The sequence below is a fragment of the Halomonas sp. NyZ770 genome (genome assembly GCF_020616575.1).
In the GTDB taxonomy this organism is placed as follows: domain Bacteria; phylum Pseudomonadota; class Gammaproteobacteria; order Pseudomonadales; family Halomonadaceae; genus Vreelandella; species Vreelandella hamiltonii.
In genome coordinates this window covers 69,791-85,750 of sequence record NZ_CP085143.1, presented here as the reverse complement: position 1 = coordinate 85,750, position 15,960 = coordinate 69,791, and the positions used below count along the sequence as shown (strand labels likewise).

12 protein-coding genes are annotated in these 15,960 nt (G+C 60.7%); 8 read left to right on the top strand and 4 right to left on the bottom strand.

Annotated features, from left to right (window positions below; all coding sequences use genetic code 11):
• Nucleotides 1-39: 39 nt before the first annotated feature.
• The 4 genes from prlC (at nt 40) to LG409_RS00340 (ending at nt 5,989) form a co-directional block, all read left to right on the top strand.
• Nucleotides 40-2,088, top strand: a complete 2,049-nt coding sequence (gene prlC / locus LG409_RS00355) for an oligopeptidase A (protein WP_039183589.1) — start codon at nt 40-42, stop codon at nt 2,086-2,088.
• A gap of 54 nt (nt 2,089-2,142) precedes the next feature.
• Nucleotides 2,143-2,391 (top strand): YheV family putative zinc ribbon protein, encoded by a 249-nt coding sequence (locus tag LG409_RS00350; protein WP_227407405.1) that lies wholly within the window; start codon nt 2,143-2,145, stop codon nt 2,389-2,391.
• 278 nt (nt 2,392-2,669) lie between these two features.
• Nucleotides 2,670-3,662, top strand: coding sequence for a TAXI family TRAP transporter solute-binding subunit (locus tag LG409_RS00345; RefSeq protein WP_096921703.1), 993 nt, complete (start codon nt 2,670-2,672; stop codon nt 3,660-3,662).
• A 125-nt stretch (nt 3,663-3,787) separates the two neighbouring features.
• On the top strand, nt 3,788-5,989 hold the full coding sequence (locus LG409_RS00340; RefSeq protein WP_227407404.1) for a TRAP transporter permease: 2,202 nt from the start codon (nt 3,788-3,790) through the stop codon (nt 5,987-5,989).
• A gap of 46 nt (nt 5,990-6,035) precedes the next feature.
• On the opposite strand, the gene LG409_RS00335 is transcribed toward LG409_RS00340, so the two are convergent.
• Both LG409_RS00335 and metF read right to left on the bottom strand, forming a co-directional pair.
• Nucleotides 6,036-7,253, bottom strand: coding sequence for an SLC13 family permease (locus LG409_RS00335; RefSeq protein ID WP_227407403.1), 1,218 nt, complete (start codon nt 7,251-7,253; stop codon nt 6,036-6,038).
• 173 nt (nt 7,254-7,426) lie between these two features.
• Nucleotides 7,427-8,266 carry a methylenetetrahydrofolate reductase [NAD(P)H] gene (metF, locus tag LG409_RS00330; protein WP_039183579.1) on the bottom strand — a complete coding sequence of 280 codons (840 nt, stop codon included), beginning with the start codon at nt 8,264-8,266 and terminating at the stop codon, nt 7,427-7,429.
• A gap of 140 nt (nt 8,267-8,406) precedes the next feature.
• Between metF and LG409_RS00325 the strand changes: the two genes are divergently transcribed.
• Complete coding sequence (locus LG409_RS00325; RefSeq protein ID WP_016915664.1) at nt 8,407-9,342, top strand: AEC family transporter; 936 nt, start codon at nt 8,407-8,409, stop codon at nt 9,340-9,342.
• A gap of 139 nt (nt 9,343-9,481) precedes the next feature.
• Here the strand turns inward: LG409_RS00325 and ligB are convergent, their stop codons facing one another.
• Both ligB and metK read right to left on the bottom strand, forming a co-directional pair.
• On the bottom strand, nt 9,482-11,161 hold the full coding sequence (gene ligB, locus LG409_RS00320; protein WP_227407402.1) for an NAD-dependent DNA ligase LigB: 1,680 nt from the start codon (nt 11,159-11,161) through the stop codon (nt 9,482-9,484).
• A 190-nt stretch (nt 11,162-11,351) separates the two neighbouring features.
• Nucleotides 11,352-12,572 (bottom strand): methionine adenosyltransferase, encoded by a 1,221-nt coding sequence (metK, locus tag LG409_RS00315; RefSeq protein ID WP_016915659.1) that lies wholly within the window; start codon nt 12,570-12,572, stop codon nt 11,352-11,354.
• 243 nt (nt 12,573-12,815) lie between these two features.
• Between metK and tkt the strand changes: the two genes are divergently transcribed.
• Genes tkt through LG409_RS00300 form a run of 3 tightly spaced genes read left to right on the top strand, consistent with a single transcriptional unit; the run spans nt 12,816 to nt 15,921 of the window.
• A complete protein-coding gene (gene tkt / locus LG409_RS00310) occupies nt 12,816-14,807 on the top strand; it encodes a transketolase (protein WP_227407401.1) in 1,992 nt (663 codons plus the stop codon).
• 51 nt (nt 14,808-14,858) lie between these two features.
• Complete coding sequence (locus LG409_RS00305) at nt 14,859-15,212, top strand: CidA/LrgA family protein (protein WP_016915657.1); 354 nt, start codon at nt 14,859-14,861, stop codon at nt 15,210-15,212.
• Entirely contained in the window at nt 15,202-15,921 is a 720-nt protein-coding gene (locus tag LG409_RS00300; protein WP_016915656.1) for an LrgB family protein, read from the top strand. Before LG409_RS00305 ends, LG409_RS00300 begins: the two co-directional genes overlap by 11 nt.
• Nucleotides 15,922-15,960: the final 39 nt, after the last annotated feature.

Here is a 15,960-nt window from a genome sequence, read left to right as displayed (position 1 = left end):
GCGCCCGAACGAACCAACCTGCCGCCACCAGAGGTGCCTATGTCCCGCAACCCGCTGCTAGAGAGCCATGAGCTCCCCCCTTTCGCCGACATTCGTGCCGAACACGTGCTACCCGCGGTAGAACAACTGCTCGATGAGGGTCGCGACGCCATCGAACACCTCGCTCAGCAAGCCGCTCAGCAGCCCCCTACGTGGGACAACTTTGCTGCACCCATGGAAGCCGTGAACGACCGCCTTTCTCAAGCCTGGTCGCCGGTGTTGCACCTCAACAGCACCATGAACAGCCAAGAGCTGCGTGACGCCTACCAAGGCTGCCTGGAAAAACTGTCGGCCTACGGCACCTGGGTAGGCCAACATGAAGGGCTCTTCAAGGGCTGGCAGGCCCTCAAGGAAGGTCCTGCCTGGCACGACCTGAGCACTGCCCAACGGCGCACCGTTGATAACGCGCTGCGTGACTTCCGCCTGGCTGGCGTAGACCTTGCTGCCGAACAAAAGGCGCGTTACGGCGACATACAGGCGCGTCTCTCCACGCTGTCCAATCAGTTTTCCAACCATGTGCTGGATGCCACACAGGCATGGCACAAGGACATCACCGACCCGGCACTGCTGGCAGGCGTGCCGGAAAGCGCTCTGGAAACGCTGAAAGCACTGGCAGAGGCAAAAGGCGCAGAGGGTTACCGCATTACACTCGACTTCCCCAGCTTCTTTCCGATCGTCAGCTATGCCGACAACCGTGAACTGCGTGAGGAAGTGTATACCGCCTTCGTGACACGTGCTTCCGATCAGGGCCCAAAGGCGGGTCAGTTTGATAACGCCCCGATTCTGGAAGAAACACTGGCCCTGCGCCAGGAGTTGGCCCGCCTGCTCGGCTTCGACACCTACGCCGACTACTCGCTGGTCACCAAGATGGCCGATTCGCCCACCCAGGTACTCGACTTTCTCGAAGACCTGGCCCAGCGTGCCAAGCCGCAAGCCCAGCAAGAGTTTGCCGAGCTCAGCGCCTACGCCCGTGATGAGCTCGGGCTCGACACGCTGCAGCCATGGGATGTCGCCTATGCCAGTGAAAAGCTGCGCGTGGCTCGCCATGATCTCTCCCAGGAGCAGCTACGCCCCTATTTTCCCGCCCCTCATGTGGTCAATGGGCTGTTTCAGGTCATCGAGCGCCTCTACAACGTACAGGTAGCGGAAGATGCCAGCGTGGCCAGCTATCATGACGATGTGCGGTTTTTCAGAATTACCGAGCAAGGCAAGCCGATTGCGGGTTTCTACCTCGACCTTTACGCCCGAGAGGGCAAACGCGGAGGCGCCTGGATGGCGGACTGCCGAGTACGCCGCCAGACGGAACATGGCCTGCAACTGCCGGTCGCCTTCCTGACCTGTAATTTCACCGCCCCGGTGGGCGGCAAACCTGCCTTGCTGACCCACGACGAAGTCACGACGCTGTTCCACGAGTTCGGCCACGGCTTGCACCACATGCTGACCAAGCAGGATATTGCCGATGTTTCCGGCATCAACGGCGTGGCCTGGGACGCGGTCGAACTGCCCAGCCAGTTCATGGAGAACTACTGTTGGGAAAAAGAGGGGCTAGCACTACTGTCCAGGCACGTGGATACCGGCGAGCCGCTCCCCGATGCACTGTTCGAGCGTCTCCAGGCGGCCAAGAACTTCCAGTCCGCCATGGGCATGTTGCGCCAGATAGAGTTTTCACTCTTCGACATGCGCCTGCACCATGAGCTGGAAGCACCCAGCGCGGCCGATGTCCAACGTTTGCTGGACGATGTACGCCGCCACACTTCGGTGGTGCCCGTGGTGCCCTTCAATCGCTTCCAGAACAGCTTTAGCCACATCTTTGCAGGGGGCTATGCGGCGGGATATTACAGCTACAAGTGGGCCGAAGTGCTCTCTGCCGACGCCTGGAGCGCCTTCGAAGAAGCGGGTATTTTTGACCCTGCCACCGGCCAGCGCTTCAAGGAAGAGATCCTTGAACAGGGCGGCGCCCGCGATGCTGCCGAGCTGTTCGTCGCGTTTCGTGGTCGCGAGCCCAGTGTGGCACCGTTGCTGCGCCACAGCGGTATTCGTGCCGCCTGATCCACCCTTTATCTCTGCGCGGCAGCCCTGCTGCCGCGTATCGGGAGTCTTGTCATGTCGAGTATCAAACGCTTTATTGCCGGGGTTACATGCCCACGCTGCGCTGCCATGGATCGCATTCGTGCCTGGGAACAGAATGGCATTCGCTACCGTGAATGCGTCAGCTGTGATTTCTTCGAACAGCTGCCGATCGAGGATGACACATCGCCGGAGCTGGTGACTCGGGTCAATCAGGTACGCGACGAGCAAAAAGTACAGGATGTACAGCCGGTGCGTATTCTGGATCTCGGCAAACCAAAGTAGCGACGCAGAGATGTCGCTACGAGAGAGATCGTTCTCACCATCAAAAGTGTGCGAAAAACCGCACACTCATTTTTCGCTTTCGTGCGTAAAGCCAGCCATAACGCATCGAGCGACTTTCAACCAAAGTTGAATAAGATTTCTATAAGCGATTGTATTCCAATAAAAACTCAGCTATTGGCATGACAATCGCTCTACATAAGCTGCTTATTAGAACAAGCACTGGCCACACTCTCGATATGCCAGACGATAATCCCAATAACAGCTTAGGAAATCTCGCCATGCGTAATATGATGCCCAAGTCTCTTGCCCTGCTGGCTGGCGGCGCGCTGGTCGCTGCGACCACCGCCCACGCGGAAGTTGATCGTGACGGCTGGCCCTCCAGCTTTACCGTGGGTACTGCCAGCCAAGGCGGCACCTTCTATATCTACGGTTCTGGCTGGGCTAACCTGATTGCCGACCAGTTGGGTGGCATTACCGGCGGTGGTGAAGTCACAGGTGGACCGACTCAGAACCTGGCACTGGTTCACGCGGGTGAGCTGGCCTTCGGCCTGACCACACTGGGCCCCGCAGATGACGCCATGAACGGCCGTAGCCCGCTGGCACCGGGTGTCGTCATGGATAACGCCTGTGCCCTGTTCCCGATGTACGAGACGCCGTTCTCCATCACGGCCCTGGCCAGCACCGGCATTACCTCCATTTCCGATATTCCGGACGGTTCGCGCATTGGTTTCGGCCCCGCAGGCTCCACCTCTGACGTTTACTTCCCTGCCATCCTCGAAGAGCTGGGCGTCAATTTCGAGCGCCGTAACGGCGGCTGGTCTGACCTGGGCGGCCAGTTGCAGGATGGACTGCTGGACGTCGTTGCCTTTGCAGCGGGCGTACCGATCCCGGCCGTCAGCCAGCTGGAAGTTCAAACTGACGTCAACATCATCGAGTTCACCGAAGAAGAGCAGGCCACCATTGTCGACGCCTTCCCGGTCTCTGAATTCATGATCCCGGCCAACACTTACGAAACGCTGGAAGAAGACGCCCGCGCCGTTTCCATGTGGAACTTCGCCATTGCCGGCTGCGACCTGCCTGAAAGCCTGGTGTATGAAGTCACGCGCATCACCATGGAAAACAACGACCGGATGGTGTCTATCCACCGCAGTGCCGAAGAGAGCATTCCCGAGAACGTCAAGTACAACACGGTCATGCCTTACCACCCCGGTGCTGCTCGCTGGTTCAATGAAAACGGCTATGACATTGCCGACGACATGATTCGCCAGTAAGCGCTGACGCACCAGGACAAGAGCCGACTCTTTACAGGGTCGGCTCTTGCCGCTCTGGCCATGAATAAGCACTTCCTGAATTACCCAAGCACCTTCGCTGACGATCCATCCCAAGGGTAACCTCCATGAGCAACAACACCGGCAGCCCCAACCCGGCTGCACCCGCTAGCGACCCTATTGAGCAACAGGACGCCAAGGCCATACTCGCCGAAGGTGTCGACGAAGAGGTCGTCGAGTCAAACCGTCGTCTGTTTACCGGCTGGCAGTGGATGCTTTTCGCCGGCGTTGCCATCGCCTACTCGCTGTTTCACCTGATTACGTTGAACGCGATTCCCATGGAAACATGGACCTACCGGATCATTCACGTGGCAGGCGCCCTGATCCTTGGCTTTGGTCTGTTCACTGGAGCACGATTTGCCAGCGACGCCAGCGATGAGTCGCCCAAGTGGCTGACACTGCTAGGTGCCGCGCTGCTACTGCCTGCAGGCTACGCGCTGGTACAGGCCTTTCTGATGTGGCAAGCCCTTTCCGGGGGCGCCATGCGTATCGACCCTTACGTGGAAACCTGGCACTTCGGCTACCCGATGCTGCTCGCCACGGTAGGGGCTATCTTGCTGTCCTGGTTCTATCGCCAGGAGCGCTCCAAATTCTCCATGCCTGACCTGGTGCTGATGATCGTCGCACTGGCCAGCGCGGGTTATCTGATCACGGTTTACAATACGCCACTGCGTATGTCCACGGGCACCTCTTTTGCCCCGGTTGGCATTACCTACGCCGCCATGGCCGGTTCGCTGCTGATTCTGGAGCTGACCCGCCGCGTAGCAGGTAATGCACTGGTCATCATTTCTGCCATTTTTCTGGCCTATGTGTTTGGCGGCCCTTACCTGCCTGGCTTCCTGAGCTACCCAGGTCTGTCGGTCAACCGCTTCTTCAGCCAGCTCTACACCGATATCGGGGTGCTCGGGCAAACGACGGCGGTCTCCTCCACTTACATCATTCTGTTCATTATTTTTGCAGCGTTCCTGCAAGCCTCGAAAGTGGGCGACTACTTCGTCAACTTCGCCTTTGCCGCTGCAGGGCGCTCGCGGGGCGGTCCGGCCAAGGTGTCGATTTTCGCTTCTGGCCTGATGGGCATGATCAACGGTACCTCAGCGGGCAACGTGGTCTCCACCGGCTCTCTGACCATCCCGCTGATGAAGAAGGTAGGTTATCCGGGCCGTAGCGCAGGGGCGATCGAAGCCGCTGCCTCGACCGGCGGCCAGATCATGCCGCCGATCATGGGCGCAGGTGCCTTCATCATGGCGGAAATCACCGGCATTCCCTATCGCGAAATTGCCGTTGCCGCGCTGATTCCGGCCGCGCTGTACTTCCTGTCGGTCTATTTCATGGTCGACCTGGAAGCCGCGAAGAAAGGCATGCGCGGTATGCGCAAGGATGAAATCCCGCAGTTCCGCAAACTGGCCCGTCACGCGTACCTGTTTGCGCCGATCATCATCCTGATCTACGCCCTGTTCATGGGGTACTCGGTCATCCGTGCGGGCACCCTGGCCACAGCTGCGGCTGCCGTGGTGAGCTGGATTTCACCCAACAAGATGGGCATTCGTGAAATCCTCAAGGCCCTGCAGCTGGCAGGCACCATGTCGATCCAGATCATTGCCGTATGTGCCTGTGCAGGCCTGATCGTGGGCGTCATTTCCCTGACCGGCGTGGGCGCACGTTTCTCGTCGCTGCTGCTGGGCATGGCGGGCGTGAGCCAACTGTTGGCCCTGTTCTTCGCCATGTGTATCTCGATTCTGCTGGGGATGGGCATGCCCACCACGGCGGCCTATGCCGTGGCGGCTTCCGTCGTGGCGCCTGGCCTGATCAACATCGGCATTCAGCCGCTGATTGCGCACTTCTTCGTCTTCTACTTCGCCGTCATGTCGGCGATCACCCCGCCAGTGGCACTGGCCTCTTATGCCGCTGCCGGTATTTCTGGCGATAACGCCATGCAAACCTCCATTACCTCGTTCAAGGTAGGGTTAGCGGCCTTTATCGTACCGTTCATGTTCTTCTATAGCCCTGCCATGCTGATGGAAGGCACGCCGCTGCAGATCGTTCGCGTCGCGATTACGGCGTCGATCGGTATCTTCATGCTGTCGGCCACGGTACAAGCATGGTTCTTTGGCTCGATCCAGGTATGGCAACGGCTGGTGCTGATGATCGGCGCGCTGTTCCTGATCTACGGCGGTATCTTCACCGACATTGCCGGACTAGGTATCGGTGTGGCCATGTTCTTGATGCAGCGCAAGCTGCACGGACCGAAACCGGCTCCCACCGCCGCCTGACAAGCCATCAACGCAAAAGGCCGACTCATGAGAGTCGGCCTTTTTGTCAGCGCACGCCTAATGCAAACCACCCACCCGCTACCAGCATCGATAACAGCGTCACCGGAATACCGGCCTTGGCAAAGGTGAGAAAGCCAAGATGAACGCCCTGCCGCCTGGCCCCCTCTGCCACGATCAGATTCACCACACTGCCAATCAGCAGCAAATTACCCGCCAACGTGGACATGACCGCCAGCATGACCAGCGTGGCCTCGGGCAGTTGCGGGAACAGCCCGAGTAGCAAGATCACAAAAGGCACATTACCGATCACGTTGCTGGCCACCAGCGAGATCCCGGCCATGCGCCACGGGTCATCCGGCACACCTTCCGCCCCCAGCCACTGGTTGACCAACACCCCCGCCTCCGGCAAGGCAGCGACACTGCCGGTGACAATGAAGAGCCCCATGAACAGCAGCAACAGGTTCCAGTCTACCGCCTGTACATATCGGTGGCTGGCGACGTGGCGCGACATCATCAATACCAGCGCTACCGCGAGCGCCGACCATTCGCGAGGCAGCGGGGTCGAGAACAGGATCAGCAGCGCCATGGCTGCCAACAGCGGCTTATAGCGCAGACTTTCCTGGGACACGCTCAGCGGCATAGGTGCCGCCCCTGGCTCGTTCAACACCCAGCGGTGACGCCACATGGCCCAGATGACGGCGTAGGTGATGCCCAGTGCGGCAACGGAGGGCACCAGTGCCTGAAGGCTGTAGGCCCAAAAATCGAGCCCGCCGATCTGCCCAATGAGAATGTTCTGCGGGTTACCGATCAGGCTGGCAGCCGAGCCTGCGTTACACGACAACGCCAGCGCCAATAAATAGGGGCGAGGATCCAGGCCACGAACCAACAGCGCCTGACAGAGCAGCGGCGTCATCGCAAAGGCCACGATGTCATTGACCAGCAGTGCCGACAGCACACCACCCAGCAGCACGACGCCCAGCAACAGGACGCTTGGACGCTCGGCGTGGCGCATGATCAGCGCAGACAAACGCCCGTAGACGCCGGAGAAGCCGAACTGTGCCGATACCAACATCAGCGCCAGCAGCAGCACCAGGGCACCCACATCGATATGCTGACCAACGTCCGCCAGGCTCACGGTGCCGGTCAGCAGTAGTACACAAGCGGCAGAGAGCGCTATCCAGGCACGGTCCACCTGCAAACCGGGCAGCCGACCCACGGCCATTCCCACATAGGTCACTGCGAACATGGCAGCTATCAGCCACATCGTTTCCTGCTCCCGTCACGGCTCAATGAGCAGGCATCATACGGTGGTTAGCCATGCCTTGCCCACTCTCCAAGCCGGGCCTTCCACGCACGGCGCCTGTCGCACCCCCATCAAAAAAACCGACCTGCGCCAGAGGGCGCAGGTCGGTTCTCATGGATCACATCGGCAACAGGTCAGGTGAGATTATCGACGATCTTCATGACCGGCGCGGCCTGATTGAGCGTATAGAAGTGCAGCCCCGGCGCGCCACCATCCAGCAGGCGCTCGCACAGGCGCGTCACCACCTCGGTGCCAAAGGCCGCGATGGCCTCGCTGTCATCGCCATAGGCTTCAAGCTGCTTGCGAATCCAGCGGGGGATTTCAGCACCGCAGGCATCGGAAAAGCGCGCCAGCTTGGTGTAGTTGGTGATGGGCATGATGCCGGGAATGATCGGCTGCTCGACACCCAGCGCCCGCGCTTTGTCCACGAAGTGGAAGTAGGCATCGGCGGTGAAGAAGTACTGGGTAATCGCCATATTGGCGCCCGCGTTCATCTTGCGGGCAAAGTTTTCCACATCCTTGTCGAGGCTGGGAGCCTGTGGATGAGATTCTGGGTAGGCCGCCACGGCGATATCGAAGTGATCACCGGTTTCGGCACGGATGAACTCGACCAGCTCGTTGGCGTAACGCAGCTCGCCGATACTGCCCATGCCGGACGGCATATCGCCACGTAGCGCCACCAGGCTATCCACGCCTTCCGCCTGATACTGAGCCAGCAGGTCACGTAGCTGGGCTTTCTCGCTGCCGATACAGGAAAGGTGCGGGGCGGTGGTAATACCGCTCTCACTCACGGTACGCACGATATCGCGGGTACGCGCCTGCGTGGACCCGCCAGCCCCGTAGGTCACCGAGAAGAAGCGAGGGTTACATGCGGCCAGCTCATCGCGCACGTGAATCAGCTTCTCCCGGCCGGCATCGGTATTGGGCGGAAAAAACTCGAAGCTGATACCTAACGGATGTTCCTGGCTGCTCATGGTGTATCCTCGCAGTACAACAAAGTGATCATTATGTGAGGTATTCTCGCTGCTTACCCGCGTGGCGGCTAATGAAAGATTTCACGCACGATCTTCAATTCGGCTCATGTTGTTCGGCAGACAACATTCAAGGAGGAGAAATGGATTTAGCACCCGCTACGTTGATGGGGCCACTGTTGATGCTGCTGGGCTATGTCGGATTAGGGTTCCTTGCGGCCCAGCGGCTCAAGATCGACCCCCGCCCGATTGCCACGCTGCTAGTCTATCTCATTGCTCCCCTGACGATTTTCCGCGCGCTGATGAACGGCGGCCCCACGGCAGCCTATCTGACCCTGTCGCTGGCCATGTTTCTGCTGGTCAGCGCCATGGCGCTGCTGGTACATCGCTTGACCCGCCATCGCTTCGGCCCCCAGGAGGGTGCTCTGCTGGCCTTTTCCTCCGGCACCGGCAACACCGGCTATTTCGGCCTGCCCGTGGCGCTGATCTTGCTGCCGCCGGAGGGCGTCACGCTGTACCTGTTCTGCATGCTGGGGATCAACCTGTATGAATTTACCGTGGGCTTTTACCTGAGCGCGCGAGGGCACTTCTCAGTGCGCCAGAGTCTGATCAAGATTGCCCGCCTGCCGCTGGTCTATGCCTTCCTGCTGGCCCTGTTGCTCAGCTCGCTGGGTGTAGTGCTCCCCGAGCCCATGATGAACTCGCTGGCCGTCTTTCCCGCCACGTACACCCTGCTGGGCATGATGATCATTGGCATGACGCTCAGCCAGGTGACGCTGGCCGCCTGGGATACGCGCTTCGTGGCAGCCTGCGTGGGGCTGCGCTACGTTCTGTGGCCACTGGTCATGGTCGGTGCCGTGCTGGTGCTGCAACAGCTGACGCCGCTGGCACCGGAGCTGGCCATGGCGCTGCTGTTGCTGGGGGTGGTACCGATGGCCTCCAATGTGGTGGTCGTGGCCATGGAGCTGGGCATTCAGCCCCAAAAAGGCGCCCTGGCCGTGTTGACCACGACGCTATTGGCGCCACTGCTGATCCCGTTCTACCTGGGGATGATGCTCTACCTGACCGGGCTGGCCTAGGCTCTGCCTGAAAACTGGCTGTGCTCGACCATACGGCGTTAAAAATCGGCTCAAAATACTCATTTACAGCATGTAAACTCCGTTTTTTCGCCGATTTTTGCCTTGTCTGGTCTTCGCTCGCCTACTTTTCATACACAGCCTAGAAGCCCTCCACACCCGCTTGCTGGAGCTGACGTGCCATCCGCTGGATCTCGGGATGGCCAAAGAACGCCACCAGCGCTTCGGCTCGGACGGGGCCCACCCCAGGCTGGGCCTGCCACTCGGCGCGGGAGAGCCCTTCCAGCGTTGCCCACTCCCCCAGCTCGGCGCTGCCGCCCGGCGGTACGCCCAGCGCACGCAACCAGGCGGCATAGGGCGCCTGCCGTGCCGCCGCAAACTGTGCCGCCAGCGAGGCGGCCGTGGCGGGGCCAATACCATGGGCCTGTTGCAGCTGCGCCTCCGACAACGCCAGCCAGCCCAGCAGCTCCGTCACGACCCCGGCACGTATCAAGGCCTGCCAGGTGCCTTCGCCGATGCCACGCATACCTAGCTGATTCCCCAGATAGGTCAGGCGTGCCAATAGCTGGGCATCACAATCGGGGGTCAGCGTCAGGCAACTCAGCAGATCATAACGCGCTGGCGATGGCACACTGAGCGGCGCCCGCTCAGCACTCTGCCAGACTACGCTGGTGACTTGAGGAATCGTCAGCCCTGCCAGCGTCACGGCGACATGGTCTCCTGGGCGAACATCCCAGGCCTGCCACTGCTCCAGCGACCCTAGCGATACACGACGAATGCTGCGCCCTTCCAGGCTCACGGGATACAGCCATAACACGGGCGTCACTCGCCCAGTGCGCCCCACCCGAAACTCGATACCACGCACCTGGGCCAGCGCTTGCTGCGCGGGGTATTTCCAGGCGATGGCCCACTCCGGAGGCGACGCCGACCAGTGACGAATGCCTGGGCGTTCGGCCTGCTTGAGCACCACGCCATCGGTAGCGAAGGGCAGCGGCTCGTTGAACCACCGCTCGCGCCATTCGGCCGCTTGCTGATGGCCCGCAACCGGGTGCGTGTACTCGGCCGTATCGAACCCCAGTGCCGTCAGTCGCGCCAGCCGCTCCGTCATCTCGGTAGGCCCATCGGGCCAATCCCACACGAACAAGCCTACGCGGGAAAGCGTCGCCTCACTGGGTGCCTGCTGCGCCATGGCCCCGGCCACCGCACCGCGCGCGCCAATCTCGGGAGCTTGCGACTGGATATGCCGATCAAGCTGCCAATAGAGCTCGCCCTGGAACACCGCCGATAGCGGCTCGGGCAGCGAAGCAGGCACATCGGGCAGTTGTCGAACGCGCTCGGTCCAGTTCTGGCCGCGCTCCCCGTCGCCGCGGCTGACCGCTTCGACCAATTCCCCTTGCCGATAGCGCAAAGTCACCGCTACACCGTCCACCTTGGGCTGGATCCATAGCCCCTGGCGACGACTGGTAAAACGCCGCACTCCGGCCTCGTCGGCCTTGTGGAGCCCGGTTTGTGGAGCCGCGTGAGTCACCGTGCCATCGCTACGGGTGGATCGGGTCAGGGGACGGTGGGGCGTGGTATCGTCCAGACAGGTTTGCCAATGCGCCAGCCTCGCCAGGGCCTGATCGTAGAGCTCATCGGCAATCAGCGACTCACCCTCGTCATGGTAGGCACGGTCCCACAGCGCGATATGCTCGGCCAGCGTCTGGCGCTCTTGAACAAGGCGCTCCTGTGGCCATGCCGGACACTCCTCTGCCTGCGCCGTCAGCGCCAGAGCACACAGGCCACTCAGCCACCCTGCTCTGAATATCCACCGCCACACCATCGCCGCCCCCCCCTGATGATCAGCAAAACCATCGGTGCCTGCACCACCGCGCCTGAACCACCGTACTAACGTTAACTTAACTCAAACTGGGCGTGATGCAATGTTACGTTGCTCAGCCAATAGGAAAGAATAAAAACGCCCCCTGATTTTCATCAGGGGGCGCTATCAGGGCAGCAGTATGACCAGGTGTTTACAAACCAGCCGCCTTGCGCAGCGCGTCGGCCTTGTCGGTTTTCTCCCAAGGGAACGCCGTAAACGTCTCGGTATGCTCTTCCCCTTTGTCGTCCGTCCAACGGTAGCTATGCTCGAACGGCTCGCGACCAAAGTGGCCGTAGGCAGAGGTCAGACGATACATCGGGTGCAGCAGATCGAGCATGGTGGTGATCGCGTAAGGGCGCAGATCAAAGTGCTCGCGCACCAGTTCGACGATTTTCGCATCGTCGATCTTGCCTGTGCCGAAAGTGTCGATCGACACGGAGGTGGGCTCTGCCACACCGATGGCGTAAGACACCTGAATCTCGCACTTGTCGGCCAAGCCTGCAGCAACCACGTTCTTCGCCACGTAACGGCCCGCGTAGGCCGCACTGCGGTCTACCTTGGAGGGATCCTTGCCCGAGAACGCACCGCCGCCGTGACGGGCCATGCCGCCGTAGGTATCGACGATGATTTTACGCCCCGTCAAACCACAGTCGCCCACTGGGCCACCGATCACGAACTTGCCGGTCGGGTTGATATGATATTGGGTGTTCGCATCCAGCCACTCTGCGGGAATCACCTGCTCGATGATTTCGCGCTTGACCATCTTGCGCAGGTCTTCCTGGTCGATTTCCGGGTCATGCTGGGTCGACAGCACCACGGCATCCACGCCACAGGGTTGGCCTTCGGCATTGTAGCGGAAGGTGACCTGACTCTTCGCATCCGGACGCAGCCAGGGCAGCAGGCCATGCTTGCGCAGCTCGGCCTGACGCTCGACCAGGCGATGGGAGTAGTGAATAGGGGCCGGCATGAAGGAGTCGGTTTCGTTGGTGGCATAACCGAACATCAAGCCCTGGTCACCCGCCCCTTGATCTTCGGGTTTGGTGCGATCAACGCCCTGAGCAATATCCACACTCTGTTTGCCGATCAGGTTGATCACGCCACAGGTGGCGCCATCAAAGCCTACCTGTGAGGAGGTATAGCCGATATCGGTGATCACATCACGCACCAGCGCTTCGAGATCAACCCATGCCGAGGTGGTAATTTCACCCGCAATAATGGCAACACCCGTCTTCACCATCGTTTCACAGGCAACACGCGCCTGCTTGTCACGGGCGATAATGGCATCCAGCACCGCATCAGAAATCTGGTCAGCAATCTTGTCAGGATGACCTTCGGAAACGGACTCGGAGGTAAACAGGGAATATTCGCTCATCGCGCACTCGACCCTCTGTATGACGGCTGCTTCGTTATGACCGCAGCATCAGCAGGAAATCATGGCAGGAGGTTCCCTGCCCGTATATAGAAGCAGCAGAGCCTTTTCACTACTACTTCGGGAGGCAGAGTCTACACGCTGTTGGGGGTTCTTCCCAGAACGCACCTCGAGAATTTGCCGCCGCCGAGGAAGTCAGCGACAATAGCGCTTTTATTCTTTCCGTTTTCAGGCGAGGAGCACCCCATGCCGTCCCGTTTTGAGCTGGCCAATGCCATTCGCGCCCTTTCCATGGATGCCGTTCAGAAGGCCAAATCTGGCCATCCCGGCGCACCCATGGGCATGGCTGATATTGCCGAGGTGCTGTGGAATGACTACCTCAAGCACAACCCCGAAGACCCCAAGTGGGCCGATCGCGACCGGTTCGTGCTGTCGAACGGCCATGGCTCCATGCTGCTCTACTCGCTGCTGCACCTGAGCGGTTACGAACTCAGCCTGGAACAGCTGCAAAACTTCCGCCAGCTGCACTCGCCCACGGCAGGCCATCCTGAGTACGGCTACGCTCCCGGCATCGAAACCACCACCGGCCCCTTGGGCCAGGGCTTCGCCAACGCCGTCGGCTTTGCCATTGCCGAGAAAACCCTCGCCGCACAGTTCAACCGCCCTGGCCACACCATCGTTGACCACCACACCTGGTGTTTCCTGGGCGATGGCTGCTTGATGGAAGGCATTTCCCATGAAGCGGCGTCCCTGGCCGGCACCCAGCAGCTGGGCAAGCTGATTGCCCTGTACGACGACAACGGCATCTCCATCGATGGCGAAGTCGAAGGCTGGTTCACCGACGATACCGCCAAGCGCTTCGAGTCCTACGGCTGGCACGTGGTGCCTAACGTCGACGGCCACAAACCTGAAGAAGTCAAAGCCGCCATCGAGCTGGCAAAAAGCCAGGACGACAAGCCGAGCCTGATCATCTGCAAAACCATCATCGGCTTTGGAGCGCCCAACAAGCAGGGCAAAGAAGAAGCCCACGGCGCACCGCTGGGTGATGATGAAGTAGCGCTGGCGCGCAAGCAGCTAGGCTGGGAGCATGCTCCCTTCCACATTCCCGAGCCCATTTACTCCGCCTGGGATGCTCGCGAAGCGGGTAAAGCGCGCCAGCAGGAGTGGGAAGGCCGCTTCGCTCGCTACACCAAAGCATTCCCCGAGCAGGCTCGTGAGTTCAAACGCCGCATGAAAGCGCAGCTGCCCACGGAGCTGGCCACCGAAGCATTGATGCAGCAGGCTCAGGAAAAGGGCGAAAGCATTGCCTCGCGTAAAGCGTCGTTTGAAGCGCTGAACGTGATTGGCCCGCAAATGCCGGAACTGCTCGGCGGCAGCGCTGACCTCGCGCCCTCCAACCTGACGTTCTGGAAGGGCGCCAAAGCGATCACTCCTGAAGATGCCAGCGGCAACTACCTGCACTACGGTGTGCGTGAATTCGGTATGGGCGCAGTGATGAACGGTATCGCCCTGCACGGTGGTTTCGTTCCTTATGGCGCGACCTTCCTGATCTTCATGGAGTATATGCGTAACGCCGTACGCATGGCGGCGTTGATGGGCCAGCAGGCCATTTACGTGTTCACCCACGACTCCATCGGTCTGGGTGAAGATGGCCCGACCCACCAGCCCATCGAGCAGCTCACCAGCCTGCGCACCACGCCCAACCTGAACACCTGGCGTCCCTGCGATGCGGTGGAGACGGCGGCGTCCTGGGATGCGGCCATCAAACGCCACTCCGGCCCCACTGCGCTGGTACTGTCGCGTCAAAACCTGCCGCACCAGCCGCGCACCAAGGCCCAGTTAGCCGCCATCCAGCGCGGCGGTTATGTGCTGAAGGATTGCGACGGCACGCCCGCGCTGATCCTGATTGCCACCGGCTCCGAAGTGGCGCTGGCCATGGAAGCCGCGGCCACGCTCGAGCAGCAGGGCCAGGCCGTGCGCGTGGTGTCCATGCCATCTACTTACCGCTTCAACGGTCAGGACGCCGACTACCGCGAGAGCGTGCTGCCCAAAGCCGTGACCAAGCGCATTGCCATCGAAGCGGGCCACGCCGACTACTGGTACAAGTACGTTGGTCTGGAAGGGCGCGTCATTGGCATGACCACCTACGGTGAGTCGGCCCCGGCAGGCGAGCTGTTCAAGCACTTTGGCTTTACCGTCGAGAATATCGTCAAGCAGGCCAATGAGCTGCTCGGCTGAGCTTATCTCAGTTTGCCTGATCACGCCGGCACAGGCAGCGCGGGCCTATAGATGCCCGCGCTGAATGGCCTGCTTTGGCTGATCGGCTACTGGCAGGTTGGAGAAGCCGTGGTTCACTTCTCCGGCCTGCCCATCTCTTCTGGCGTGGTCGGCATGTTGCTGCTGTGCGTCACTCTGGCCCTTATCGGCCGTGTGCCCACCAGCCTTGCCGCCGCCGCCCAGCCCCTGATTGCGCTACTGGCCATGCTGATCATGCCCGGCGTGGTCGGGGTCTTTTTCATTCTCGATCAACTGGCCGGACAGTGGCTGGCCATCCTGGCGGCGCTGCTCCTGGGCACGCTGCTCAGCGTCTTGACCACGCTGTGGTTGCTCAAGCGTCTGATGGGACGTGAACATGGCCAGTGACACGCTCACCTTATTGACCGCAACGCCCTTGTTTGCCGTGGGCCTGACGCTCGCGGCTTACCTCTTGGGCACCGCGCTGTTCCGGCGGCTGGGCCACCCGGCCTGGCTACCCGCCATACTGATTGCTGCCTTGCTGCTGGCGGCTACGCTTGCCGTGCTGGGCTTGCCTTACCCCATTTACCAACAGGGGGCGACCTGGCTGACCGTACTGCTGGGGCCTGCCACCGTGGCACTCGGCATGCCTCTTTATCAACAGCTACCGCGTATCCGTGAGCTATGGCGCCCCCTGGCGGCTTGCCTGCCCGTGGCGGCGTCTCTGGCCGCCTGCTATTCCCTGGGGATTGCCTGGCTGCTTGGCGCCAGCCCAGAAGTACTCGCCTCCATCGCGGCCAAGTCCGTCACTGCCCCGATTGCCATCGGGATCACCGAACAGTTGGGTGGCAGCGTTGCCTTGTTGATGGGCGCGCTGCTGGTTACTGGCGTCGCCACCATCCCGATGGTGAGCCTCGCCGCCAAGTGGCTGGGCATTACCGACGAGCGCCTGCTCGGATTCGCTCTGGGGCTCAACGGCCATGCCATTGGTACCGTCAGGGCCTTTGAGATGAGCCCCACTGCCGGTGCCTTTGCCTCCCTCGGGATGAGTTTGACGGGCATTTTCACCGCGTTGCTGCTGCCATTCGCCTGGGGTCTGCTGGGAGCTGGCAACTGAGCAACGGGCGCTGAAGTACGTTATCATCTAGCCACTTTT